Source organism: Sphingomonas arabinosi (genome assembly GCF_036663715.1).
Classification (GTDB): Bacteria; Pseudomonadota; Alphaproteobacteria; order Sphingomonadales; family Sphingomonadaceae; genus Sphingomonas.
This window is the reverse complement of sequence record NZ_JAXOJN010000005.1, coordinates 177,351-202,841: the sequence shown is the minus strand read 5'-3', so window position 1 is coordinate 202,841 and position 25,491 is coordinate 177,351. Positions and strand designations below refer to the sequence as shown.

24 protein-coding genes and 1 tRNA gene are annotated in these 25,491 nt (G+C 65.1%); 13 read left to right on the top strand and 12 right to left on the bottom strand.

The window, feature by feature from the left end; translation table 11 throughout:
* Positions 1–188 precede the first annotated feature (188 nt).
* Both U1708_RS10865 and U1708_RS10860 read left to right on the top strand, forming a co-directional pair.
* Positions 189–473, top strand: coding sequence for a CsbD family protein (locus U1708_RS10865; RefSeq protein ID WP_307086055.1), 285 nt, complete (start codon positions 189–191; stop codon positions 471–473).
* A gap of 171 nt (positions 474–644) precedes the next feature.
* Entirely contained in the window at positions 645–917 is a 273-nt protein-coding gene (locus tag U1708_RS10860) for a hypothetical protein (protein WP_332745516.1), read from the top strand.
* Positions 918–994: 77 nt separating this feature from the next.
* Here the strand turns inward: U1708_RS10860 and U1708_RS10855 are convergent, their stop codons facing one another.
* Both U1708_RS10855 and U1708_RS10850 read right to left on the bottom strand, forming a co-directional pair.
* Complete coding sequence (locus U1708_RS10855) at positions 995–1,480, bottom strand: Hsp20 family protein (RefSeq protein WP_332745514.1); 486 nt, start codon at positions 1,478–1,480, stop codon at positions 995–997.
* A gap of 162 nt (positions 1,481–1,642) precedes the next feature.
* Positions 1,643–2,047: a DUF2147 domain-containing protein gene (locus U1708_RS10850; RefSeq protein WP_332745512.1), complete on the bottom strand. Its 405-nt coding sequence runs from the start codon at positions 2,045–2,047 to the stop codon at positions 1,643–1,645.
* A 205-nt stretch (positions 2,048–2,252) separates the two neighbouring features.
* Between U1708_RS10850 and U1708_RS10845 the strand changes: the two genes are divergently transcribed.
* A complete protein-coding gene (locus U1708_RS10845; RefSeq protein WP_332745510.1) occupies positions 2,253–4,877 on the top strand; it encodes a PAS domain-containing protein in 2,625 nt (874 codons plus the stop codon).
* 117 nt (positions 4,878–4,994) lie between these two features.
* Positions 4,995–6,551 (top strand): amidase, encoded by a 1,557-nt coding sequence (locus U1708_RS10840; protein WP_332745508.1) that lies wholly within the window; start codon positions 4,995–4,997, stop codon positions 6,549–6,551.
* An 11-nt stretch (positions 6,552–6,562) separates the two neighbouring features.
* Here U1708_RS10840 and U1708_RS10835 read toward each other — a convergent pair whose 3' ends face one another.
* The gene (locus U1708_RS10835) at positions 6,563–7,795 is read right to left on the bottom strand and encodes an MFS transporter (RefSeq protein ID WP_332745506.1); all 1,233 of its coding nucleotides are present in this window, start codon (positions 7,793–7,795) and stop codon (positions 6,563–6,565) included.
* 488 nt (positions 7,796–8,283) lie between these two features.
* Here U1708_RS10835 and U1708_RS10830 point away from each other — a divergent pair, with 488 nt between their 5' ends.
* Entirely contained in the window at positions 8,284–9,549 is a 1,266-nt protein-coding gene (locus U1708_RS10830; RefSeq protein WP_332745504.1) for an arsenic transporter, read from the top strand.
* A gap of 24 nt (positions 9,550–9,573) precedes the next feature.
* Here U1708_RS10830 and U1708_RS10825 read toward each other — a convergent pair whose 3' ends face one another.
* Entirely contained in the window at positions 9,574–10,887 is a 1,314-nt protein-coding gene (locus U1708_RS10825; protein WP_332745502.1) for a metal-dependent hydrolase family protein, read from the bottom strand.
* 309 nt (positions 10,888–11,196) lie between these two features.
* On the opposite strand from U1708_RS10825, the gene U1708_RS10820 reads away from it, so the two are divergent.
* On the top strand, positions 11,197–12,312 hold the full coding sequence (locus U1708_RS10820; RefSeq protein WP_332745500.1) for a nucleoside hydrolase: 1,116 nt from the start codon (positions 11,197–11,199) through the stop codon (positions 12,310–12,312).
* A gap of 219 nt (positions 12,313–12,531) precedes the next feature.
* Here U1708_RS10820 and U1708_RS10815 read toward each other — a convergent pair whose 3' ends face one another.
* The 8 genes from U1708_RS10815 to U1708_RS10780 all read right to left on the bottom strand — a co-directional run bounded on the left by U1708_RS10815 (position 12,532) and on the right by U1708_RS10780 (position 19,715).
* A complete protein-coding gene (locus tag U1708_RS10815; protein ID WP_332745498.1) occupies positions 12,532–12,792 on the bottom strand; it encodes a hypothetical protein in 261 nt (86 codons plus the stop codon).
* A gap of 159 nt (positions 12,793–12,951) precedes the next feature.
* A complete protein-coding gene (locus U1708_RS10810) occupies positions 12,952–13,539 on the bottom strand; it encodes a hypothetical protein (RefSeq protein WP_332745496.1) in 588 nt (195 codons plus the stop codon).
* 207 nt (positions 13,540–13,746) lie between these two features.
* Positions 13,747–13,822, bottom strand: a tRNA-Lys gene (locus U1708_RS10805).
* A gap of 157 nt (positions 13,823–13,979) precedes the next feature.
* Positions 13,980–15,086 (bottom strand): rod shape-determining protein RodA, encoded by a 1,107-nt coding sequence (gene rodA, locus U1708_RS10800; RefSeq protein WP_332745494.1) that lies wholly within the window; start codon positions 15,084–15,086, stop codon positions 13,980–13,982.
* Positions 15,083–17,155 (bottom strand): penicillin-binding protein 2, encoded by a 2,073-nt coding sequence (gene mrdA, locus U1708_RS10795; RefSeq protein WP_332745492.1) that lies wholly within the window; start codon positions 17,153–17,155, stop codon positions 15,083–15,085. The genes rodA and mrdA overlap by 4 nt, the downstream gene beginning before the upstream one ends.
* On the bottom strand, positions 17,152–17,682 hold the full coding sequence (mreD, locus tag U1708_RS10790) for a rod shape-determining protein MreD (protein ID WP_332745490.1): 531 nt from the start codon (positions 17,680–17,682) through the stop codon (positions 17,152–17,154). The genes mrdA and mreD overlap by 4 nt, the downstream gene beginning before the upstream one ends.
* A gap of 10 nt (positions 17,683–17,692) precedes the next feature.
* Positions 17,693–18,565, bottom strand: a complete 873-nt coding sequence (locus U1708_RS10785; protein WP_332745488.1) for a rod shape-determining protein MreC — start codon at positions 18,563–18,565, stop codon at positions 17,693–17,695.
* 106 nt (positions 18,566–18,671) lie between these two features.
* The gene (locus tag U1708_RS10780) at positions 18,672–19,715 is read right to left on the bottom strand and encodes a rod shape-determining protein (protein WP_055878614.1); all 1,044 of its coding nucleotides are present in this window, start codon (positions 19,713–19,715) and stop codon (positions 18,672–18,674) included.
* Between the two features lie 172 nt (positions 19,716–19,887).
* Between U1708_RS10780 and mutL the strand changes: the two genes are divergently transcribed.
* From mutL to rplQ, 7 genes are all read left to right on the top strand, one after another.
* Positions 19,888–21,693: a DNA mismatch repair endonuclease MutL gene (mutL, locus tag U1708_RS10775; RefSeq protein ID WP_332745484.1), complete on the top strand. Its 1,806-nt coding sequence runs from the start codon at positions 19,888–19,890 to the stop codon at positions 21,691–21,693.
* Between the two features lie 122 nt (positions 21,694–21,815).
* On the top strand, positions 21,816–22,133 hold the full coding sequence (locus tag U1708_RS10770) for a hypothetical protein (protein ID WP_307086020.1): 318 nt from the start codon (positions 21,816–21,818) through the stop codon (positions 22,131–22,133).
* 169 nt (positions 22,134–22,302) lie between these two features.
* Positions 22,303–22,548 carry a hypothetical protein gene (locus U1708_RS10765; RefSeq protein ID WP_332745480.1) on the top strand — a complete coding sequence of 82 codons (246 nt, stop codon included), beginning with the start codon at positions 22,303–22,305 and terminating at the stop codon, positions 22,546–22,548.
* 154 nt (positions 22,549–22,702) lie between these two features.
* Positions 22,703–23,071, top strand: a complete 369-nt coding sequence (gene rpsM, locus U1708_RS10760; protein ID WP_056015521.1) for a 30S ribosomal protein S13 — start codon at positions 22,703–22,705, stop codon at positions 23,069–23,071.
* Between the two features lie 84 nt (positions 23,072–23,155).
* Positions 23,156–23,545: a 30S ribosomal protein S11 gene (gene rpsK, locus U1708_RS10755; protein ID WP_031395237.1), complete on the top strand. Its 390-nt coding sequence runs from the start codon at positions 23,156–23,158 to the stop codon at positions 23,543–23,545.
* A 115-nt stretch (positions 23,546–23,660) separates the two neighbouring features.
* Entirely contained in the window at positions 23,661–24,731 is a 1,071-nt protein-coding gene (locus U1708_RS10750; protein ID WP_176499632.1) for a DNA-directed RNA polymerase subunit alpha, read from the top strand.
* 252 nt (positions 24,732–24,983) lie between these two features.
* Positions 24,984–25,406 carry a 50S ribosomal protein L17 gene (gene rplQ / locus U1708_RS10745; protein ID WP_056482675.1) on the top strand — a complete coding sequence of 141 codons (423 nt, stop codon included), beginning with the start codon at positions 24,984–24,986 and terminating at the stop codon, positions 25,404–25,406.
* Positions 25,407–25,491 lie beyond the last annotated feature (85 nt).

The following is a 25,491-nucleotide window of genomic DNA, read 5'->3' as shown; positions in this document are numbered from 1 at the left end:
GAATACTGCGGAAACATCCGCCGATCGATGGGTTATGTAGCTGTGCGATATGAGTTTCTGGTTCGTCAGGACCCGAACTTCACGAATTTGTGCGCGCCAGCGTTTTAACCAGCTGGACGGGGGGCGGGATATTCCCGTCGGCTTCATCGTTTGAAGCCCCATCGTCCACTCATCGAAGGAGATCATTCATGAACACCGATACCCTCAGCGGCACGGCAACCGACACCAGCGGCAAGGTCAAGGAAACGCTTGGCGGCGCGATCGGCGACAAGTCGCTGCAGAACGAAGGCGTAGCCGATCAGCTGTCCGGTACCGTCCAGAAGACGGTTGGCCAGGCCAAGGACGTCGTCGAAGAGAACGTCCGCCCGCTGGTCGATTATGTCCGCCAGTTTTCCAAGGAGCGTCCGTTCGCCGCAGCGGCAGTCGCCGGCGTTCTCGGGATCGCACTGATCAATACGCTCCGCGGCAAGTAAGCCACGACGGAAGGGCGACGGGATGCCGCAACATCCCGTCGTCACCAAGTACTATCTCGACTCGTTCCGGTTGGAACAGGCCAAATGGTGGTGCATCGGCGCAATGTTGCCGAAACAGACGTTCCGTCCCTCGTGAGACGAACGGTCGAACCTAGAAATACGGAGCCGCGCATGGCGGATCATACCGATTACGACACCGACCTGGACTCGGATCTCGTCCTCGCGCACCGCGAACGTCGGTCCGAACAGGACTGGGACGACGTATGGAACAGCGACGACCGCAATCGCGAGACGCTCCACAAGATCGAGCTGGGCCTCGCGGTCATTGCTGCAGGCGTGGCGTTCGTAATCGTGCGTGCGGGGTGGCTGCGGATGACATCACGACCAAAGCACGTCGTGCCGTCCGCTGCCGACATTCATGTGTGCCTGCCGACCCCGCGCTAGATATTTTGCCTCGAATTCGATTTTGATGTCGCGATGAAAGCGACTGCCGGCGCGCAAGCCGGCAGTCGCTTTCGATATTATGCCGCGGAGCGTTCCGCCTGCTGATCTTCGATGCGATCGGCGCTGCGGTCGTTGGCTGCCGGTCCGGTAATCTCGATCCGGCGCGGTTTCATCGCTTCGGGTACCTCGCGCTTCAGGGCGATGCGCAACAGGCCATTGTCGAAGCTCGCATTCCGCACCTGCACGAAATCGGCAAGCTGGAAGCGCCGCTCGAACGCGCGCGTGGCGATCCCGCGGTGGACGAAACGGCCATCGTCACGCTCGTCGGGCTTGCGTCCGCTGACCGTCAACTGGTTGTTCTGCGCGACGATCTCTATGTCGTCGGCCCGGAACCCGGCGACCGCGAGCGTGATCTGGTAGCTGTCCTCGCTCTCGCGCTCGATATCGAACGGCGGGTAGCCATCGACCGTCTCGGTCCGCGCGGTAGCCTCCAGCAAGTCGAACAGCCGGTCAAAACCAACCGTGGACCGACGGTACGGCGTAAAGTCGAAGTTCGTCCTCATATCCAAATCCTCCTCATGAGCAATCTGAGCACAAGGAGCACCGGTAAAGCCGGTGCCCTCAGTCACCGGACCGATCGACGCGTCCGGCGTCCGGGGAAATAATTGCGCGATATCGGCCTTCAAGATTTGCCCACGAAATTTTTTTCGGCTGGACCGAAGCGCCTATTTGATCCGCTTCCATGACTGCGTCTTGCAGCCGAACCCAGCGAACATGCAGCCTTCGCCGATCAGCGTGCGCGCATCGATCTGGGTGATGGTACCGGAGACCGTCTGGCCGACATCGGGGATGAAGACCTCGCCGCTCCACCGACCGGGTTCGTCCTCGACGAAATCACGGAACAGTTCCTCGCCGACCAATCGATCGGCGCCGCCAGCCCGAGCGTCCTCGATCGCGGTTCGGCTGGCCCATATGACCGTGCCGCAAATCGCATCGCGACACCGTTTGAACGTGACGTGCACCGTATTGCGCGGGTTGGCCCAGACCCCGGCGGGCGGCGACGTCCGCGCCGATGCCGGTGCGGCGATCAGCGCCATCGCCACGATCGCAGTCGAACATTTGAACACCATGCTACCTCTCGCAAATTCCACCGGCTTCCAACGTACGAAGCCCCGCTTCGAGCCCCGCTTTTTGGCGTGTCGAAACAGACTTCGCGCACTTGTATATTGCCGGGTACCGTGTTGAATTGCCTCGTGTTGTATGTCGCAGCGTTGCGGTGACTTTGACACCATCCTAAATGTCGATCTTGACGCGACAACCGACGGGTAGACGGCCTTGACTGACACAACCGATCGCGCCGCCGGAAGCGCCCCAAAAATGACGGCGGATGCCGAGCGTATCGCGGCCGAACTGATCGCACAGGATGTCGGGACCGATCCGTTCGTCGCGGCGGTACGCGCCACGCGGATGCCGATGATCATCACCAATCCACGCTTGCCCGACAACCCGGTCGTTTTCACCAACGACGCGTTCTGCCGGCTCAGCGGGTACAGTCGGGCGGAGATACTCGGCCGCAACTGTCGTTTCCTCCAGGGGCCGGAGACCGATCCCGCGACCATCGCGAAGATCCGCGAGGCTGTCAGACGCGTCGAATCCATCGAGATCGACATTCAGAACCACCGCGCGGACGGAGAGCGGTTCTGGAACCGCCTGCTGATGGCGCCGGTCTACGACACCGAAGGCGTCCTTGCCTATTTCTTCGCAAGCCAGGTCGACGTGACGCTGGAGCGGGATCGGCTGAAGGGTCTCGAATCGAGCAATGCTTCGCTTCTGGCCGAACTGACCGACCGGTTGCGGATGCAGCAGGAACAGGAACTCGAGCTTGCGTTCACGTTGCGGGCGGCGCGTTTCGGGACGTGGAGCCTGGAGATCGCCAGCAACCGTCTGACCGCATCCGAGACGTGCAAGGAAATATTCGGTCGACCGCTCGACGAACCCTTCACCTATGAAGACCGGCTCCAGGCGATCCACCCCGACGATCGTGCGAAAAGCATCGCCGAAGTCCTTCGCTGCGTCGACGAGGGTACCGACTATGACGTGGTCTATCGCATCTATCGCGACGGCGAATTGCGGTGGATCGCGTCACGCGGCCAGCCCTTCTTCAATACCGAAGGCGTGGCGTTGCGGATCGCGGGTGTCTCGACCGACATCACCGATCAGCGTCGCAGCGAGATCATGCGCGCCGCGCTGGTCGAATTGGCGGACGTGTTCCGCGATACCGAACAGCCGGAGGATATCTCGTTCGCGGCGGCGCGGATCATCGGCCGGACCGTCGAGGTCAGCCGCGTAGGCTACGGCGAGGTCGAACACGAAACGGAGACGATCACGATCGTTCGCGACTGGAGCGCGCCCGGCGTCAAGCCGCTCATCGGCAGCTTCGCGCTGCGCGATTACGGATCGTATATCGATGACCTGAAGCGTGGCGAGGAAGTGTGCATCGAGGATGCGCGGACCGATCCGCGGACGCAATCCTCCGCCGTCGCGCTCGAGACGCTGGGTGCGCGCGCACTGATCAACATGCCGATCATGGAGAACGGGCAACTCGTGGCGATGCTGTATCTCGGCAACGCATCCGAACGCCGCTGGCGGGAGGACGAGATCGGGTTCGTTCGCGAAGTCGCGGAGCGCACCCGGATCGCCACCGAGCGCCGACGGACCGAGCAGGAGCTCGCCGCGCTCGCCGCGTCGCTGGAGCAGCAGGTCACGGACCGGACCGGCGAACTCCAGCATGCCGAGGACGCGCTGCGCCAGTCGCAGAAGATGGAGGCGGTCGGCCAGCTCACCGGGGGCGTGGCGCACGACTTCAACAATCTGCTGACCGTCATCCGATCCGCGACCGATCTGCTCAAGCGGCCCGACCTCAGCGCCGAACGTCGCGAACGCTACGTCGACGCGATCTCCGACACCGCCGATCGCGCCGCGAAGCTCACCGGGCAGTTGCTGGCCTTTGCACGGCGGCAAGCGCTCCAGCCCGAAGTGATCGACGTCGGGCAAAGCCTGCGCGTGATCGCCGATATGCTGGGGACGCTGACCGGATCGCGGATCGTCATCGACATCGACCTGCCCGAGACGCCACTGTTCACCAGCGTCGATCCGAGCCAGCTCGATACGGCGCTGGTGAACATGGCGGTCAACGCGCGCGACGCGATGGACGGTGCGGGACATATCCGCATCGCCGTGCGGCACGCCGAGGCCATCCCGGCGGTCCGCTCGCATCCGGCGGTGCAGGGTCGCTATGTCGCGATCTCGATGACCGACAGCGGATCGGGCATCGAGCCCGAGAAGCTGGAGCGGATCTTCGAACCGTTCTTCACGACCAAGGGCGTCGGGCAAGGCACCGGCCTTGGCCTCAGTCAGGTCTTCGGTTTCGCCAAACAGTCCGAAGGCGACATCATCGTCGAAAGCCCACCGGGCCAGGGTGCAACCTTCACGCTGTACCTGCCCGAAGTCGACGAGACCGACCGCCCGGCGGACGACGACGCTGTCCAGACGCTCGCGGACGGCCACGGCACGTGCGTGCTGGTCGTCGAGGACAACAAGGAAGTCGGTACGTTCACGACCCAGTCCCTGGCCGAGCTGGGCTACGTCACGGTCTGGGCCGCCAATGCGCAGGAGGCATTGGCGGAGCTGGCGAAAGACGTATCGCGCTTCGACATCGTCTTTTCGGACGTGGTGATGCCGGGGATGAACGGCATCGAACTCGGCAAGGCGATCCGCGCCGATTACCCAAGCCTGCCGGTGGTGCTCACATCCGGTTACAGCAACGTCCTGGCGCAGGACGGCACGCACGGCTTCGAACTGCTCCACAAACCCTATTCGGTCGAGCAATTGTCCCGCGTACTGCGCAAGGCGGCCGGCTGGGCAAGCGCGGACCGACAGTCGGATGGCGCTTCGGAATAGCCCGCGCCACTCGGCCCACGTCCTGATGGGATCTGAGCAGGATACGCGGTGGGAAGATGCCGCTTGCGTCGATGTGCGCGACGAGACCATCCTGCGGCATCGTCTTCGGGGGGCATCATGCGTCGTTTGTTCACTGCCATACTTCTCGCCTGCGTCGCGACACCCACGGTCGCGAGGACGGTCGCCGTCGAGGAGGTCTCGCTCGATCGATTGAGAACGCTGATGACCGACGGCTCGGCAAGCAGCGTCGACATCACGCAGGCCTATCTCGCGCGGATCGCCGCGATGGATCGCAAGGGACCGGCGCTGCACAGCGTGATCGCGGTCAACCCCGATGCCCTTGCGCAAGCCCGGGCACTCGATGCCGAGCGCAAGGCGGGGCATGTGCGCGGTCCGCTGCACGGCATCCCGATCCTAATAAAGGACAATATCGAGACCGCGGATCCCATGCCGACGACTGCGGGCAGTCTGGCGTTGCGCGACAACATGACACGCCGGGACGCGCCGATGGTCGCCTATCTGCGGCGTGCGGGCGCGGTCATCCTCGGCAAGACCAACTTGTCGGAATGGGCCAATATCCGCTCGACCCATTCGATGAGCGGCTGGAGTGCGGTCGGCGGGCTGGTGCGCAATCCGTATGCGCTGGACCGCACCGCGTGCGGCTCGTCGTCAGGATCGGGCGCCGCGGTTGCCGCGAGTTTTGCCGCAGCGGCTGTCGGCACCGAGACCGACGGATCGGTCGTGTGCCCGTCGTCGTTGAACGGGCTGGTCGGTTTCAAGCCGTCGATCGGCCTGGTCAGTCGTACGCACGTCGTGCCGATCAGCCACAGCCAGGATACGCCGGGGCCGATGGCGCGCAGCGTGACCGATGTCGCGATGCTGTTGTCGGGCATGGTCGGCGCGGACCCGGCGGACCGCGTAACGGCGGCTGCGGTGACCAAGGATTATGCCGCAGGGCTCTCGGCCAACGCACTGGCCGGGATTCGGGTCGGCGTCGTCCGGCCCGACACCATGTCCGCGGATCTCACAGCCCGCTACGATGCGGCGCTGGACGTCCTGCGCGCAGCGGGCGCCGTACTGGTCGAGGTGAAGACGCCGAAGCTGGCCGGCCTCGGCGAAGCGGAACTGACGGTCTTGAAAACCGAACTCAAGGCCGATCTGAACACCTATCTCGCCACCACGCCACCGGCGGTCCGGACGAAGACGTTGAGCGCGGTGATCGCGTTCAACCGCGCGAGCGCCGCGACCGAAATGCCGTTCTTCGCGCAGGAATTGTTCGAGGATGCGGACAAGACCAAGGGGCTCGACGATCCCGCGTACAAGACCGCGCGCGCGACGTCGCTTCGGCTGGCGGGCGCGCAGGGGATCGACGCGATGCTGCGCGCGGCGGGCGCGCAGATCCTCGTTGAGCCGACCTACGACGCGGCGTGGCTGAGCGATCCGGTCTACGGCGATACCTATGGCGGCCCCTCTGCCGCGACGCTGCCCGCGGTCGCCGGCTATCCGCATCTGACCGTCCCGATGGGATTGGTGCGGGGGCTACCCGTCGGCCTGTCGTTCATCGCCACCAAGGACTCGGACGAGACAGTGTTGCGTGCCGGCTATGCCTATGAACAGCGCGCCAAGGCCAGATCAGCGCCGCGGTATCTGCCGAGCATCGCGGTCGACCGGTAAGGCGAGGGGGCTTACCCGGCCTTCCGCTTCGTCTCGGGCATCGCGAAGAAATAGAGCGCAAAACCCGCGCCCGCGATCGCGGCCAGCGTCAGGAAGCTCACGCTGTATCCCGCCCAGACGATGATCGCGCCGGCCAGCGTCGCGGACAATGCCGCGCCCAGACCTTGCGCGCTGGCGACTGCACCCTGGCTGACGTTGAAACGTCCGGTGCCCTTGGTCAGGTCGGCGATCACGACCGGGAACAGCGCACCGAAGATACCCGCGCCGATACCGTCGAGTGCCTGCACGCCGACCAGCCACCAAGGATCGTCCGACACGGTGTATAGCGCACCGCGGGCGCTAAGGAACGCGAAGGCGACGAGGAACAACGGTTTGGTGCCCCATTTCTCGGTGTTGCGGCCGACCACAATCGCGACCGGTACCATCACCAACTGCGCCGCGACGATGCACGCGGCGGTGAGCGACGTCGCCTGATCCTTGCCGACGGTGCGCGCCAGCAACTGGCTGACCGACGTCAGCATCGCCGCATTGGCGAGGTGGAACAGGAACGCCGTCCCCGCGAAGATCATCAGCGGCGTGTTCTCGGCGAGTGCCTTCCAGCCGCTCGGCTCTTCGCAATCGTCCTCGGGCTCGCAATCGAGACCGCGTGCGACCGCGTTGTCGATGTCGTCGTTCCTTATGCGCGACGCGGTCACGATGCTCGCTACGGTCAGCGCGCCCATCAGGTAGAAGACGACGACCGGTCCGAACTTCCACGCGAGCACGCCCGCCAGCGCTGCCGACACCGCATTGCCCGCGTGGTTGAACGCTTCGTTGCGACCGACGCGCTTGGCGAACAATTTGGGGCCGACCAGTCCAAGCGTGATCGCCGAGATCGCCGGGGCGAATACTGCACCAGCGATCGCCGCGATCGACTGGGTGACGGCCACTGCGGTGAACCCGCTCACGATCGGCAACGAGACGCTGCTGAGCGTGACCAGCAACGCGGCGATCATCACGATCCGCGGCTTGTTCCTGCTGCGATCGATCAGGCCGCCCGCGGGGGTTTGCGAGATCAGGCCGACGATCCCGGCGATCGTCAGGATCATGCCCACCGTCGCCTCGTTCCAGCCATGCGCAGGCCCACGCACCGCGACGAGGTAGATTGCGAGGTACGGCCCGAGCCCGTCTCGGACGTCGGCCAGGAAGAAGTTCAGCGCGTCGAGCGTCTTGTTCGGCGTGGATGCCGTGTCCGTTGTGGCCATGAGGATATCCTGAAAGTCGGTGTCGTCGGAACCGGCGCCGCACGGAAACCCCGCCGCCCATCGGACCGCTAAAGCTGCGGAGCGAAGACAAAGTTTCCGCGCTGCCAAAATTTCGTTCGACCAGATAATCCCTAATGATGTCAAAAGCTAAACCGAAACTGAACCAACCGGTTAAGTCGCGAATCATGACGCTATTGTCACGGAACGATCGGTGCCCAGTCTCGCTATGGGCGGCATGTGCCGATCATCTGTCAAACGACTTGAACAGCGTTCAATGACAGGAATGCTGACCCGGATTTACCTTGGCGATGTGCGCGCCTCAGATGACACGGGTTGCAGCGGCATTCGCGCTGTGGACCGCAGCTATCGGCATTGTATCGGATGGGCTCCGGTGCAACGCGGACCCAACAGGAACGGACTCGATTGGTGAACCCCGCAATGACCGAACCTGCACGCTGCGCCTCAGCCCCAGCCCCGGTAACCGCTGCATGAGCGTGTTGCCGACGCTCGCCACCTACACGATCTGGCTGATCTGCCTCGTCGCGACGGTCGGCGTGATCACGCGCCCACTCAAGTTGCCCGAAGCGGTATGGGCGGTCGCGGGCGCGGCGCTGTTGCTGTTGTTCGGGCTGATGCCGGTCAGCGACGCGTGGGCTGCGGTTCTGAAGGGCGGCGACGTCTACCTGTTCCTGATCGGCATGATGCTGCTCTCCGAAGTCGCGCGGGAGCAGGGGCTGTTCGACTGGGTCGCCGAGCACGCCGTCAGACTGGCGAACGGATCGACCAGCCGCCTTTTCGCGCTAGTCTTCGGCGTTGGCATCGTCGTCACGACCTTCCTCTCGAACGATGCGACCGCAGTAGTGTTAACCCCTGCCGTCTATGCCGCGGCAAAGAGGGCGAAGGCCGATCCGCTGCCGATGCTGTTCGCCTGCGCGCTGATCGCCAACGCGGCGAGCTTCGTGCTGCCGATCTCCAATCCGGCGAACCTCGTTCTGTACGGTGGCGCAATGCCGTCGCTCGGTGCGTGGATGGCGTCGTTCGCGCTGCCATCGCTGCTGTCGATAGGCGTGACGTTCCTCGTCCTCCGCTGGGTCGAGCGTGAGCGGTTGGCGGGCACGTGCGAGACGCTCGTCGAGACCAGCACTCTATCGCCCGGCGGCAAGATCGCGCTTGGCGGCATCGTCGCGACGGCGGTGGTGCTGATCGTCGCGTCCGCCGAGGGGCTGGATCTCGGCCTGCCGACCTGCATCGCCGGCATCGCGACGATGGTCGCGATCTGCATCGGTCGGCGGCGGTCGCCGGTCGAGACGTTGCGGTCGGTATCCTGGGCGGTCCTGCCACTCGTCGCCGGCCTGTTCGTCCTTGTCGAGGCCTTGGCGAGCACCGGCGTCATCGCGATGCTGGCCCGCTGGCTCGCCGACGGCGCCGCCGGATCGCCGACGACGACCGCCGGCGTCGCGGGGACGGTCCTGGCGTTCGGATCTAACCTGATGAACAACCTGCCAGCCGGGCTGATCGCCAGCACCACGCTGCAACAGGCGCACGTCCCGCAGATCGTCACCGACGGCTTGCTGATCGGCGTAGACCTGGGGCCGAACCTGTCGATCACCGGCTCGCTCGCCACGATATTGTGGCTGACCGCGATCCGCCGCGAGGGCGAGGACGTCGGTTTCTGGCGGTTCCTCAAAGTCGGCGCGGTGGTGATGCCGCCCGCGCTGTTCGCCGCCCTCGGCGCGCGCCTACTGATCGGCTGACCGCGCGCGCCGGACGGTGGCCGATCAGATGCCGGCCGCCGACGTCTTCGCGACCGTCCCACGGTGCATGACGAACTCGACGTGTTCGAGCCGCGTGACGTCCTGCAGCGGGGAGCCTGTCACGGCAATGATGTCCGCGGTCTTGCCCGGCGCGAGCGTACCGATGTCGTCGCGCCCGAGAAGGTCCGCTGCACCCACCGTGGCGGCGGCGATCGCCTGGGTCGGGGTAAGCCCGTTCCTGACCATCAGCGCGAACTCGGTGGCGTTGTCGCCGTGCTTCGACACGCCGGTATCGGTCCCGAACGCGACCTTGACCCCAGCCGCATAGGCGCGGCGGTGGTTGGCGGCCATCGCTGCGGCCGCTGCCTCGGCCTTGACGATCGTCGCGGGCGGCAACGCACCGCCGCGGGCCTGGGCCAGTGCCGCGACGGGGGCGATCTCGGTCGGCACCAGATAGGCGCCCTTGGATTTGAACAGCCGGATCGTCTCGTCGTCGAGGAAGGTGCCGTGCTCGATCGAGTCCACCCCGGCCTCCAGCGCGGCCTTGGTGCCCTCGGCCGCGTGGCTGTGCGCGGCGACCTTGCGGCCGAGTGCATGCGCCGTCTCGATGATCGCGTGCATTTCCTCCGGCGTCATCGCGCGGCCGAGACCACCGCTGACGTTCGACAACACGCCGCCAGTCGCCGCGAACTTGATGACGCGCGCGCCCAGCGCAACCTGCGCCCGCACGGCGCGGCGGCAATCGTCGGGGCCGTCGCACAGGTTCATTTCCTTCGCATGCACCATGTCCGCGAACTCCTCGGCCAACCCGTTGCCGCCGTCGCCGTGCCCGCCCGTCACCGAGATCATCTCGCCGGCATTGGTGATGCTCGGCCCTTCGACCGCCCCGGCATCGATCGCGTCGCGCAGCGCCCTGATACCGCGTGGATCGCCGCCCAGGTCGCGCACAGAGGTGAAGCCCGCCGCCAGCGTCGTGCGCGCATTGGCGACCGCGGTCATCTCGTCGTCGAACCGGTCGCGGTTGAGCGCCTCCAGTCGCGCGCGCATCGGATCGCCGCCGATACCCCAGAGATGGACGTGCATGTCGACCATTCCGGGCAGTACGAACGCGGTGCGCAGGTCGATCAGCGTCGCGCCCTGTTCCGGTGCGACGAAGCCGTCGCGCAGTTCGACGATCTTGCCGTCGCGAACGATGATCGTGGTGTTGCCGCGCGGCGACTGACCGGGCCGGTCGAGCACCGTGCCCGCCTGGATATAGGTCGTTGTCGATGGCTTGCCCTGCGCCAGTGCCGGAACCGCGGCGATCGCCGTCAGCCCGATCATCAATGCCCTGATCATCACATATTCCCCCTTTTGATACGTGATGCTCGCCGATGCGCGACACGGCGGCAAGAGGGCATCGATCTATCTTCGAAATGGTGCGAGCAGCCGCTTGGCAGACCGCGCGGCGACGATCGGTAGTGAAATACGGACTCGGCGGCTGCAAGGACCCCGCCGGCCCAACAGGAGAGTAGCGATCGCGTGCGGGACCTGCCGATCACGCTGGACAAGGTGCTGATCTGATCGGAAAGCATACCGGCTGCGCCCACCATCGCCTCCAGGAACCGGCGTGACGGGCGTTCCGATCTGGCAGGGAAGAGTTGCGCGATGGCCTTTCGTTTCGTCTCCGCGGCATGCTTGGTCGCGCTGCTTTCCCTCGCAACGCCTGTCGCCACCGTAGCGAAAGAGGCACCAGCCAAGCGGCTCGTCCTCATCGATGACGACGTCGTCGGACTGAACGGCGCGCCCGCGCTGCTGCTTCACGCACCCGGTGTCGAGGTGCTGGGGATCACCACGACCAGCGGGTCGGTCTGGCGCGATACCGCCACGGCCTATGCGCTGCGGACCGTCGAGATCCTTGGGCGAACCGACGTGCCGGTAGTGCCGGGCGCGACCTATCCGCTGCTCAACACGCAGGAGTCGACCAAGCGGTGGGAAGGGCTGTACGGACGGCTCGAGTTCAAGGGACCCTGGACCGAGCCTGCGTCCGGCGGTTCGCCCGGTACGCCGTCGCCTTCGGTCGTGCCCCGCCTGCCGATCGGCGATCCCGTCACCAAGCCTTCCCGCGAGATCGCCGCCGCGTTCCTCGTCCGGATGGTCCGCGCGCACCCGCACCAGATCACGCTGTTCGCCACCGGTCCGATGACCAACATCGCGCTCGCGCAAAGCCTCGATCCGAGCTTCGCCGCGAACGTGAAGGAGCTGGTCTATATGGGCGGCAGTCTCAATCCGCAGCAAACGCTCGACAGGCCGGCGGCCGCTGCGTTCGCGCGCGAGTTCGTCAACACGCCGCGACGCGAGTTCAACATCCGCTGGGATCCCGAAGCGGCGCGGATCATGGCGCATGGCGCGTGGCCTAAGGTGACGATGGTCCCGATCGATCCGTCGACTGGCACGCAGTGGACGCGCAGTTTTCTCGACAGCCTGAGGTCCGCGCATACCGCGCTGACCGACACGCTGCAGACCGGGCTCGAACCGGGGTTTCCGATGTGGGACGAGATTGCCGCAATGGTCTGGCTGGAGCCCGCGATCGTTACCCGCACCCAGACGCTCTACATAGATTTCGACACGAACCAGACCGCCGGATACGGTGATACGCTGTCGTGGCACGAGGCGTACCGACCGCATCTCGGCGAACGCGCGCAGATCGTCGTGCTCCGTATCGATCGCGTGAAGATGGAGGCGGCGATGCGCGCACTCTACAAGCGACCTCTAAAGCGTTGACCGTCAGCACGGTGACAGTTCGCGTTTTGGTGATGTTAATGTCGGCGCTGGCGGTGATAACACCGACCGCAGGCTGCCGCTTCGGCGGGATGGGATGGCGTGAACTCGAGCCATCGTACTGGAGAAGTAAGAGTAGAGATTACGCTTTACGCGTCGCTCCGGAGATGATCTCGTCGCCGGCAAGAGAATGGGCCAGTGCGTTAACACCGGCCCCGACAGTCAGTTGCTGTCCGAATCGTCGTCATTTTCTTTGTCGATGATCAGATACGCAACGCCGGCGATGATGCCTGCGCCGATAACGAGCGGAACGATGCTCTGACCAGCAAGGTTGCTGGACTTCTTGGTCGACGTGCCTGCACGCGTTGCGGGAGCTAGCGAGAGCGACCCCGCCGAGTTCGCGCCGACGGGTGCTGCGGTGGCTGCAACCGGCATCGCGGTCATTGCGATGGCCGAAGCGCCCAGAATCCATGTTTTAATCATAAGTCACTCTCTCATGTACGAGCCGGTTCGGCCGCCTCGCCACAACAGTTTTGCCGGCTGATGGTTCCTTCCGCCGGCAAATGTCACGCCGGCGCAGCGCAGTGCCGCTCAACGGATGTCACGCATTGATACGGTAACTGCGCCTCCTCGAACGGCGCCTCAGTCCTGTGACGTCCGCCACGCGCGTAGAGCGTCGTCATACGCGCGGCGCGTTTTGATCAGCGTGTCTTCCGCGTCCTGCAATCCCGCGGATCGTTCCTGCTCCAACGCGCGCCGCTCCCGCGCAAGCGCCGCTTCGCGCTTGACCAGATCCTTCGTCTTTCGGTCGAGATCCGCCTTCAGCGCGTCGAGCGCCTCTTCAGCGGCATCGATCTCGTCACGTTTGGGCTTCGGCTTTGGCGGCGGTTTGGGTTTGGGTTTAGGCTTCGATACCGTTTCTGGTTTCGACCGAGACCCGTCGTCCGTGTCGGGTCCGGCATCGACCGGTTTCGCGCGCGTCGTCGGTTCGGGCAGTGCGGCAATCTGTTCCGCCGTCGTCCCGCGAGAATGCTTCACGACCGTACCGGGGGAGGACAGCGGCTCCGCCATCAACGCCGGGTCGGTAACCAACTCCGCAATCCCGCGCGCGAACAGGTCCCGTTCGCTTCCCCAGGCCTCCAACGCCGCCTTCTGGCTCGGTGCGGCGACATACGCATCGTAGAAGCCGGCAACGGTGCGATACACCTTCAGTTTCTGCGCGCGCGCCATACCCGCCGATAGCGCGCCGGCGAAGTGATCGAAAGTCGTTCGTCGGAGATCCGGACGAAAGCCCCGTTCGCATACGGCTCGCCGCACTCTTGAGTATGCGCGGAGATAGCACGGAGGCTCGGCTCAAATGCAGGCTGGAATATCGCCACCGCGAAGCAAGTCGAGATCACAGCTGCCACTGCACGGTCGATCCGACAATGTGAAGAATGGTGGACGCACTTGGGCTCGAACCAAGGACCCGCTGATTAAGAGTCAGCTGCTCTACCAACTGAGCTATGCGTCCATTCCGGGGCGGTTTTGAGTAGCGCCCTGGTGTGGCGCCCCGCTGCTGGAGGCGCGCTGTTAGCAGACTCATCGGGGGCCGCAACCCCCTTTTCGTCGATCCGAGTCCGTTTTCCTCGATCGAGCCGCTTTTTCGCGAATTTAGCCGGTTTTCCCGCCTACCAGCCGACCGTCTTGCGGTTCTGGCGGTCGATCGACATCAGGATGCCGAGGCACAGCAGCACCGTCATCTGCGCCGAACTGCCGAAGCTCACCAGCGGCAACGGGATGCCGACGACGGGGGCCAGGCCCATCACCATCATCAGGTTGATCGCGACGTAGAAGAAGATCGTCGTCGACAGGCCCGCCGCCGTAAGCCGGCCGAAGCGGGTCTGCGCACGTTGGCCGACCTCGATCCCCCAACGGATCACCAGCAGGAAGGCGAGGATCAGCAGGCAGCCGCCGACCAGTCCCCATTCCTCCGCCATCGTCGCGAAGACGAAATCGGTATGGCCTTCGGGAAGATAGTCGAGGTGGCTCTGCGTGCCTTGCAGGAAGCCCTTGCCCCACATACCGCCCGAGCCGATCGCGATCTTCGACTGGCTGATGTGATAGCCGGTGCCGAGCGGGTCGCTCTCGGGATCGAGGAAGATCAGGATGCGGTTGCGCTGGTAATCGTGCAGCGCGAAGTTGATCGCGAGCGGGATCGCGACCGCGGCTCCGATCGCACCCCCGACGAACAGCCGCAACGGGACGCCGGCGAGGAACATCACCGTCGCACCGCCCGCACAGATCATCAGCGCGGTGCCGAGGTCGGGCTGTTTCATCACGATCGCCGCGGGCACGGCGATCAACAGCGCGGCGGGCCAGACGCCGCCGAACCGACGCGTCTCGCCGGGCGGGAGCATGTCGTAGAATTTCGCGACCGCCAGCACGATCGCAGGTTTCATGAACTCGGACGGCTGGAGGCGGATGAAGCCGAGATCGAGCCACCGCTGCGATCCGCCCGAAACCTTGCCGAGGATCTCGACCGCGATCAGCGACAGCACGATCAGCGTGTAGGCAGGCAGCGCGGCCGCCTTCCAGGTGCGCTCGGGGATGTAGGAGAGCCCGATCGCCCCCGCGAGCAGAACGAAGAAGCGGACGCCTTGTGACAGCGCCCAGGGCTTGAGCGAGCCGCCCGCCGCGGAATAGAGTACCACCTGCCCGAAACAGCCGATCGCGACGACCAGCAGGAGAACGCGCCACGGCAGCTTGGCGAGCGGCTCGGGAACGATGCGGTTCATTGCTGGCGGTCCCGGGATTCGTCCTCGGCGACCGTGTTGCCCGGAGTCGTGAGGGCTTCCTGCGTCGCGTTGGCCAGGTCGGTGGCGTTCTCGACCGCGGGGGCGTCGCTCGGCACCGTGGCGTCGGTCTTGGTGGCGATGGCCGCCGGCGGGGCGGACTGCGCCTTGCGATAGGCGTCGGCGGTCGCCGCCATGCGGGTGTGGATGTCGCCGCCCCAGGTCGGCTCGACCTCGGCGAGCGACTTCAGCGCGCGCTCGCGGTCGAGCATATAGGTCATGATGTCGCGGCCGATCATCGGCGTGTCGAGATTGCGCACGGTGTGGCCGTTATGCTCGAGCACGACCGCCAGCGCATAGCGCGGGTTATCCGCGGGCGCGAAGCCGATGAACAGCGCATGGTCGCGCATCTTGAACGGCAGCTGCCCGTTCTTGAGCACGCCCGAACGCCGTTCCGCCATCGTGATGCGACGGACCTGCGCGGTACCGGTCTTGCCCGCGATCGCGACGCCCGGGATCAGCAGCTTGGCCGCGCCGCCGGTACCACCCTGGTTGATCACCCCGAACATCGCGTCGCGGACGCGCGCGAGATGCTCGGAATCGATCGCTAGGGCAGGGGAGTCGCGGTGGACGTGGCTCGCCAATATGCTCGGCTGCAAGGCACGCCCCGACGCGATCCGCGCCGCCATCACCGCAAGCTGCAACGGATTGGCCAGCACATAGCCCTGGCCGATCGACGCGTTGAGCGAATCCGCGACGGTCCAGTCATGCTTGTATTTCTTCAGTTTCCACGCCGGGTCTGGCACCGTCCCGTACCGCTGCGTCGAGAAGGGCAGGTCGAACTTCTGCCCCATTCCCAGGACGCGCGCGACCGGCGCGATCGCGTTGTACCCGACCCGCCGCGCCATCTCGTAGAAATAGATGTCGCAGCTCTGCATGATCGCGTTCTTGAGGTCGAGCGGACCATGGCCGCTTTTCTTGTGGCAATGGAACACGCTGGTCCCGAGCCGCATAGCGCCCGAACAATTGATGCGCGTCGACGGATCGACGCCCGCGTTCATCAGCGCGAGACCGTTCATTGGCTTGACGGTCGAGCCCGGCGGATACAGCCCCTGCGTGACCTTGTTCATCAGCGGCACGTGATCGTCGTCGCTCAGCATCTGCCATTCGAGATGGCTGATACCGTCCGAAAAGCTGTTTGGATCATAGGCCGGCATCGACACCATCGCGAGCATCTCGCCGGTGCGGGTGTCGAGTACCACGACCGATCCCGAGTTGGTGCCGAGACGCCGCGCTGCATATTCCTGCAAGCCAGCGTCGATCGTCAGCCGCGCGGTCTTGCCCGGCACGTCCGGTTTCGTCGCGAGCTCGGCGACCAGCTTGCCGCGCGCGGTGACCTCGACGCGCTTGGCCCCGGCGACGCCGCGGAGTTCGTCCTCCAGCATCTTTTCCAACCCGTCCTTGCCGAGCTTGAAGCCCGGCGTGACGAGCAGCGGGTCGCGCGTCCTCTTATACTGTTCCGCGTTGGGCACGCCGACATAGCCGGTCAGATGCGCGACCGCGGCGCCCGCCGGATAGCTGCGCGCGAACCCCCGGGTCGGCGCGACGCCCGGCAGCTCGGGCAGGCGGACGCTCACCGCGGCGAACCGCTCCCAGTCGAGATTCTCCGCGACCTGGACGGGCTGGAACCCGGCGGCATGTTCCAGGTCGATCGCGATCCGCTCGACTTCCTCGGGCGGCAATTGGAGGATACGACCGAGCAGCGGCAGCACGCGATCCTTGTCGCGCAGGCGATCGGGGATGATGTCGACGCGGAAATCGGTGCGGTTGTTGGCGATCGGCACGCCGTGGCGGTCGATGATCCAGCCGCGGCGGGGCGGCAACAGCGTCATGTTGACGCGGTTGCTCTCCGACAACATCGTGTAGCGCTCATTCTGTGCGATCGACAGCCACGCCATTCGCCCGGCGAGCATCAACCCGACGCCACCCTGCGCCGCGCCCAGCATCCACGCGCGGCGCGAGAAGCTGTACGCCTGCGACATCTCGGTGACGATGCGCGGGGTATTCCTCATTCGGCGCCGCGCTTGTTCTGGATCGCCGCGACGATCCGCGCAGCGAGCGGAAACATCAGGATCGTGACGGCGATCTGCGCGATCAGGATCGTGTCGACATGCGCGCCGACCGGCACCGCGATGAAGCGGCCGACCAGGATGCACGCCGCGATCAGCCCGCCGGCGATCAGCCAGTCCTGCCAATAGTCACGAAAGGCGAGGCGTTGCTCGATCATGTCGATCGCGACGAACGCGAGCGACCACATCAGCACTGCGCTGCCCAGCGGCTGGCCGCTGACGAGATCGTCGAAGAAGCCGAGCGGCGCTGCGGCCCACGGCCTGAACGCGAACCGCGCGAGAAGCCGCCACGCGAGGAGCATGACGAACCCGAATGGCGGCAGCAACGGGATCGTCGCGACCACCGGGATGATCGTGATCAACGATCCGGCCATCACCGTGGCCCAGGGGATCGCGCGCGATCGGCCGGCGGGGATCTTGGTCTCGAACGGCTTGTAATCGACGCTGTCGACGACGCGGGCCCTGCTCATCGTAGTGCGCTCATTGCTGGGTCACCGGGCGGGGCGGCGGCACCGGCATGAACATCCGCTCGACCAGCGCGAAGTCGAGCGTGTCGGGATCGGCGAACGCGCGCGCCATCACCGAATCCGAACCCGCCTTGGTCACCCGCGCGACGGGCACGCCGGGCGCGTAGATACCGCCGGTGCCGGTCGTCACGAACAGGTCGCCCGCATTGAAGCGGACGTTGGTGGCGTTGACCGATCGGATATCGATCATCCCGTCGCCGCGCCCCGCCGCGATCGCGGGCAGGCCGTCGCGCGTCCGGCGCACGGGGACGATGCTGTCGCCGTCGCTGAGCAACAACACGCGCGCCGCGTTCGGTCCGGTCTCGACCACGCGACCGATCAGCCCATCGGGCCCGCGCACCGGCATGCCCGGCAGGACGCCGCTCCAGCGCCCTGCGTTGAGCAGGGCATAACGCCGCCCGCTCGACGCGCTCGAACTCACCAGCCGCGCGGTCACCACCGGCACGGTCGAGCGTTCGCGGATCGCGAGCAGGCTGCGTAACCGGCGATTGTCGTAGGCGATCGTTCGTGCGCGCATCAGCAGCGCCCGCGTCCGCTCGCGATCGGCGCGTAGCGCGACGTTCTCCTGCTTCACGAAGAAGTAATTGCCGATCGCATCCGGGATGCCGGAGATCGAAGATCCGAACGTCGCCAGCCCCGTCGACACCGGCGTCGTCACCCCCGCGACACCCATGCGCAGCGCCGAAAACGCGGGCGGATTGAACGTGGACGCGACGAGCAGCACCAGGCCCACCACCGCTCCGGCGACGGCGAGCACATAGCCCATGAACACACCATATTGCCGACGCCGGGAAAACCCCGTGCGCCGGTCGCGGGCTGGCGCCATGCGCCTGTCCCCCTGTCTCTGGCGCCGCCGAAGCGCTGGGGGACCTACCCCTGCGACTCGGTCGACGCGATTTCGTGTCCGTGTGTCTTAAAGCAAAACCAAACTCTTATCCGCTCATCAGCACGCCGCGGAACAACGGGTCCTCCAGCGCGCGACCAGTGCCCAGCGCGACGCAGGTCAACGGGTCCTCGGCAACCGTCACCGGCAACCCGGTCTCGTCGCGCAGCACTTCGTCGAGCCCCTGCAGCAATGCGCCGCCGCCGGTCAACACGATGCCCTGATCGACGATGTCCGCGGCCAGTTCCGGCGCGGTGTTCTCCAGCGCGACGCGAACGCCCTCGACGATCGTCGCGACCGGCTCGCTCAGCGCTTCGGCGATCTGACCCTGGTTGATCTGGATCTCCTTCGGCACGCCGTTGACGAGATCGCGACCCTTGATCTGGATGATCATGCCGATTCCGTCGACCGGCGGCTTGGCGATGCCGACCTCCTTCTTGATCCGCTCCGCCGTCGCTTCGCCGATCAGCAGGTTGTGGTTGCGGCGGACGTAGCTGACGATCGCCTCGTCCATCTTGTCGCCGCCGACGCGCACCGACGTGGTGTAGGCGAGCCCGCGCAATGACAGCACCGCGACTTCGGTCGTGCCGCCGCCGATGTCGACGACCATCGAACCGATCGGCTCGGTCACCGGCATGTCGGCGCCGATCGCCGCCGCCATCGGCTCCTCGATCAGCCACACCTGCGAGGCGCCGGCGTTCGACGCGGCATCGCGGATCGCGCGGCGCTCGACCTTGGTGGAGCCCGACGGCACGCAGATCACGATCTCGGGCCAGCGCGCGAACTTGCGTGGGCCGTGGACCTTCTGGATGAAATACTTGATCATCTGCTCGGCGACGTCGATGTCCGCGATCACGCCGTCGCGCAAAGGCCGGATCGCCTCGATGTTGCCCGGCGTCTTGCCCATCATCATCTTGGCGTCGTCGCCGACAGCCTTGACGCGCTTGATCCCGTTGATCGTCTCGACCGCGACCACCGACGGCTCGTTCAGGACGATGCCGCGGCCACGGACGTAGACGACGGTGTTCGCGGTGCCGAGGTCGATCGCCATGTCGTGCGACATGAACTTGAAGAAACGCGAGTAGAAGGCCATTCAATCAGGGTCCCGTAATCCTGTCCGCCGGACGGGGCGAACCGCCAGCAAAACATGCGCACACACATCATCTCGCGGAGCCCGCCGGTGTTTTCGAGCACCGGGTGCCTATACTATATTAAGTGGCGTTTGCGGGTCGCGGGATGCCGTCGCTTGGTCTAGACGCAAACCCATGTCAATACGGCGTCTCCCCGAGCATCTGGTCAATCGTATCGCCGCCGGTGAAGTGGTGGAAAGACCCGCCAGCGCGTTGAAGGAGTTAGTCGAAAACGCCATCGACGCAGGCGCAGGGCGCATCGCGATTCTCCTCGTGGAGGGCGGAACTTCGCGGATCGAAGTCTCCGACGACGGCTGCGGGATGACCCCCGCCGACATGGCCCTGGCGCTCGAACGCCACGCGACGTCCAAGCTGCCCGACGAGTATATCGAGTCGGTCGTGACATTGGGCTTTCGCGGCGAGGCGTTGCCCTCGATCGCGAGCGTCGCGAGGCTCACGATCGAAAGCCGGATCCGCGGCGGCGAGGGCTGGGCGCGCACCGTCGACAACGGCCGGGTCGAGCGCGAAGGCCCCGCAGCCCTTCCGCCCGGCACGCGCGTGGTGGTCGAGGACCTGTTCGCCCGCGTCCCCGCCCGCCGCAAGTTCCTCCGCAGCCCCCGCGCCGAGTACGCCGCCTGCCTGGACGTCGTCCGCCGGCTCGCAATGGCTAGGCCCGATATCGGCTTCACGCTGGAACATGACGGCCGCCGCGCGCTGTCGGCGACGCAGGTCGAGGACCGGCCGGGCAGGGTGGCGACGCTCACCGACCGCGCGCTCGCCGACAATTCGGTCGCGATCGATCTCGAACGCGAAGGCTTGGTACTCGGCGGCGTCGCAAGCCTGCCGACCTACAATCGCGGCATTGCCGACCACCAGTATCTCTTCGTCAACGGACGGCCCGTGAAGGACCGCCTGCTGATGGGCGCGATCCGCGGCGCCTATGCCGAGATGCTCCCGCGCGACCGCCACGCCGTCGTCGCCTTGTTCCTCGACATCCCCACCGACCAGGTCGACGTCAACGTCCATCCCGCCAAGACCGAAGTCCGCTTCCGCGACCCCGCGATGGTCAGAGGCCTCATAGTCTCCGGCCTCCGCCGAGCCCTGGACGCCGCGGGTCACCGCAGCCAACGCGCCAGCGAGTCCGCCCTCTCGATGTGGCAACCCGAACAAACCTCCTCTCCCCTCGGGGGAGAGGAAGGGGCCCGTCCGCAAAGCGGATGGGAAGGTGAGGGCACGCCCCAAAGGCTACCGCTAGAAAACCGCAGTTACGGCGCAGTAAACGACTCCCGCCCAACCTTCTTCGCGTCCCCCCCACAGGCAAGAGCCGAACCCGCCTGGACGCCCCCACCCCAAACCACCGCCTTCCCCATGGGCGTAGCGCGCGGCCAAGTCGCAAAAACCTACATAGTCGCCGAAGCCGAAGACGGCCTGGTCCTCGTCGACCAGCACGCCGCCCACGAACGCCTCGTCCTAGAACGCATGCGCGCAGCCCTGATCGGCGGCACCATCGCGTCCCAGGCCCTCCTGATTCCCGAAGTCGTAGAACTCGACGAATCCGCCTGCGACCGGCTCGAATCCCGCGCCGAAGAACTCTCTGAATTCGGCCTCGACCTCGAACGCTTCGGCCCCCACGCAATACTTGTCCGCGCCACCCCCGCGCTCCTAGGCCAAAGCGACCCCAAAGGCCTCGTGACCGACCTCGCCGACGAACTCGCTGCCTTCGACGAAGCGCTCTCCCTGAAAGAACGCCTCGACGCGGTAGCCGGCACGATGGCCTGCCACGGCTCCGTCCGCGCCGGCCGCATATTGTCCGTCACCGAAATGAACGCGCTCCTCCGCGAAATGGAAGTCACTCCGCACTCGGGCCAATGCAATCACGGCCGCCCAACCTGGGTTAAGCTCGCGCACGGTGACATCGAGAAACTGTTCGGACGAAAATGAGTGGAGGGGTGTAAGCGCGACACGCGGGGCCTGACCGAATTCCATCTTTCACCGATACCGTTGCGACGACGGAACAACCTGTTCTTCGGAGTGTTTTTCCGATCAGTAACAGGGAGAGTATGATGTCAGATTACCGCACCACCGATACCGTTGTCGTGAAACGCCGCGGCCCGGGCCGGACGATCGCGATCGTCCTGCTGGTCATCGCCGTGATCGTCGGCCTGCTGTTCGCTACCGGCTTCTGGAGCGCCGACGTCACCAAGAGCGGCGCGCTTCCCGAGGTTTCGGTCAAGGGCGGTGCCCTGCCCAAGGTCGATATGGACTCGAAGGAAGTCGTCGTCGGAACGTCGAAGACGACGGTCGAGGTCCCTAAGGTGAAGACCGAGACCGAAACCGTCGAAGTGCCGACCGTCGGCGTCAAGGACAACGGCGAGAAGTAAGTCACGCACTACCGAAATACGAAGGCCCCTGCCGTCCGGCGGGGGCCTTTTTTGTATCCACGGCGTACCCTGGATATCCGTAAGAGTGGACAGCGTCACGAAATGAACGTTCGTCCTCGGTGCCGTACCAACCATGGCACCGGCCGTTAGTTGTCGCCATAGGGGCAATATGGACGCTCTTTCCCTATTCGGCCTAGCCGCGGTATCCTTCACCCTGCTATGCTACGCCAAGGAAGCCGGTCCGCACTGGTGGACGCTCGGCTTCGCGTTCGGGTGCGTGCTCGGCTCGATCTACGGGTTCCTCCAGGGCGCGTGGCCGTTCGGCGTGGTCGAGATAATCTGGACGGTCGTCTCGTTCCGCCGCTGGCTCGCGATGCGCCAGGCCGTGGCCGTTCCTGCGGAACCGCTCGCTTGACAGCGCGTTGGCGCGCGCTTATTCGAATTCTCCCCGACACGACGGTTCCGGCGGCGCTTGTTTGCGTTCGTCGCTATCGTGCGTTTCGGTTCATCGCTAAGAGATGAGGTTCGTGCAGCCATGCCGGACCTCGTGGAGCAGGAGAACCAAGTTCATGGCACGTATCGCGGGTGTTAATATCCCGACCAACAAGCGCGTGGTGATCGCGCTGACTTACATTCACGGCATCGGTTCGACCAAGGCCAAGGAAATCGTCGCGAAGCTCGGCATCGCCGACACCGCACGCGTCCAGGACCTGACCGACCAGGAAGTCCTGCACATCCGCGAGACGATCGACGCCGATCACACCGTCGAGGGCGATCTGCGCCGCCAGACCTCGATGAACATCAAGCGCCTGATGGATCTCGCCTGCTATCGCGGCCTGCGTCATCGCAAGGGCCTCCCGGTCCGCGGCCAGCGCACGCATACCAATGCGCGCACCCGCAAGGGCAAGGCCAAGCCGATCGCCGGCAAGAAGAAGTAATCCACTTTTCGAATGGATTACTCCGCCGGCGCTGGGCCCAACGGGCCGCCCGGCTCCACGCAGATACAGGTCAGGAAATACACCATGGCACGCGAACCTCAGCGCATTAAGCGGCGCGAGCGCAAGAACATCACCTCTGGCGTCGCTCACGTGAATGCCAGCTTCAACAACACCATGATCACGATCACCGATGCCCAGGGCAACGCGATCTCGTGGTCGTCGGCGGGCGCAATGGGCTTCAAGGGCTCGCGCAAGTCGACTCCGTACGCGGCCCAGGTCGCAGCGGAAGACGCCGGCAAGAAGGCCGCCGAGCACGGCGTCCGCACGATCGAAGTCGAGGTCAAGGGCCCCGGCTCGGGTCGCGAATCGGCACTGCGCGCACTTCAGGCAGTCGGTTTCCAGATCACGTCGATCCGCGACGTGACCTCGATCCCGCACAACGGCGTTCGCCCTTCGAAGCGTCGTCGCGTCTGATTTCTCCGACGTTGTCCGCGCGCGGTCGTCCCTGATCAGGTCGAACGTGCGTCGCGGATGCATTTTAATGGCCGGCGGAAGTCCTTTTCGTCGGCCCCCAAATTAGGGGAAGCATGTGTCTGTCAACGCAAAGAACTGGCAGGAACTTAAGAAGCCCAGCGGCCTGGAGAAAAAGGCCGGTGGCGACACCAAGCGCAAGGCGACCTTCATCGCCGAGCCGCTCGAGCGTGGCTTCGGCCTGACGCTCGGCAACGCGCTGCGTCGCGTGTTGCTCTCGTCGCTGCAGGGCGCGGCCGTCACCTCGATCAAGATCGAGAACGTGCTGCATGAGTTCTCGTCTCTGGCCGGCGTCCGCGAGGACGTGACCGACATCGTCCTCAACGTGAAGCAGATCGCGATCCGCATGCAGGGCGAGGGGCCGAAGCGCCTCCAGCTCTCGGCAACGGGTCCGGGTGAAGTCAAGGCCGGCGACATCGCCGTCTCGGGCGACATCGAGATCATGAACAAGGATCTCGTGATCTGCCACCTCGATGAGGGTGCGACGCTCAACATGGAGCTGACCGCCGACATCGGTAAGGGTTACGTGCCCGCGGCCGCAAACCGTCCGGCCGATGCGCCGATCGGTCTGATCCCGGTCGACGCGCTGTACTCGCCGGTACGTCAGGTTTCGTACAAGGTCGACCCGACCCGCGTCGGTCAGGACCTGGATTACGACAAGCTAACGCTGACGATCGAAACCGATGGCACGATCACCCCCGAAGACGCAGTCGGCTATGCCGGTCGCATCCTTCAGGACCAGCTCGCGCTGTTCGTCCACTTCGACGATTCGTCGGTGACGCGTTCGTCGGCCCCGATCGGCCAGGCAGCACCCGCTGCCGGTGGTGCGGAGCCAGCAGGCGATACCCAGCAGATCAACCGTTACCTTCTCAAGAAGGTCGACGAGTTGGAACTGTCGGTGCGTTCGGCGAACTGCCTCAAGAACGACAACATCATCTACATCGGCGATCTGGTCGGCAAGACCGAAGCCGAGATGCTGCGTACGCCTAACTTCGGCCGCAAGTCCTTGAACGAGATCAAGGAAGTGCTGTCGTCGATGGGTCTTCGCCTGGGCATGGAAATCCCGGGCTGGCCACCTGAGAACATCGAAGAGATGGCCAAGAAGCTCGAGCAGGAAATAATGGGGTAAGGCCAAGTCGCACCGGGTTAGCGCAAGCTAACCCGGAGACGACGCCAGCCCGGCCGGCGGGTTTCACCCGACCGACGACGCGGCTTTGCTGCGGCGCCACCCGGTTGAAGATGAAGACGGCATGGCCAAGGAAGCGTCGTTGGCGGAACCCGGCCTAACCTTCTTTTACGAAAGGCGATCGGTCGCGGCCTCAACGGCGACCAGCTCCCGGGTACCTCACACGGCCCCTGAACGAACGAAAAGGTATTAAACATGCGCCATCGCGTAGGCGGCCGTAAGCTTCAGCGGACCTCGGCCCACCGTCTTGCTCTCTTCCGCAACATGAGCGCGGCGCTCATCAAGCACGAGCAGATCACCACCACCGTCGCCAAGGCGAAGGAACTGCGTCCTTACGTCGAGAAGCTGATCACGCTCGCGAAGAAGGGCGGCCTGTCCAACCGTCGTCTCGCGCACGGCAAGCTGCTCGACGATGCGCAGCTGATCAAGTTGTTCGACACGCTCGCGACCCGGTATGCGGATCGCAACGGCGGTTACACCCGCGTCATCAAGGCCGGTATCCGCATGTCGGACGCCTCGCCGATGGCCGTCATCGAGTTCGTCGACCGCGACGTCTCGGCGAAGGGCCAGGATTCGGGTCCGGTAATGTCGGACGCTGAGTACGACGACGCAGCGTAAGACTGTTCTCCTGCGAACGCAGGAGCCCAGGATCACAAGCGCAATCGTCCGTTACCCTGGCCTCCTGCGTCCGCAGGAGAACACG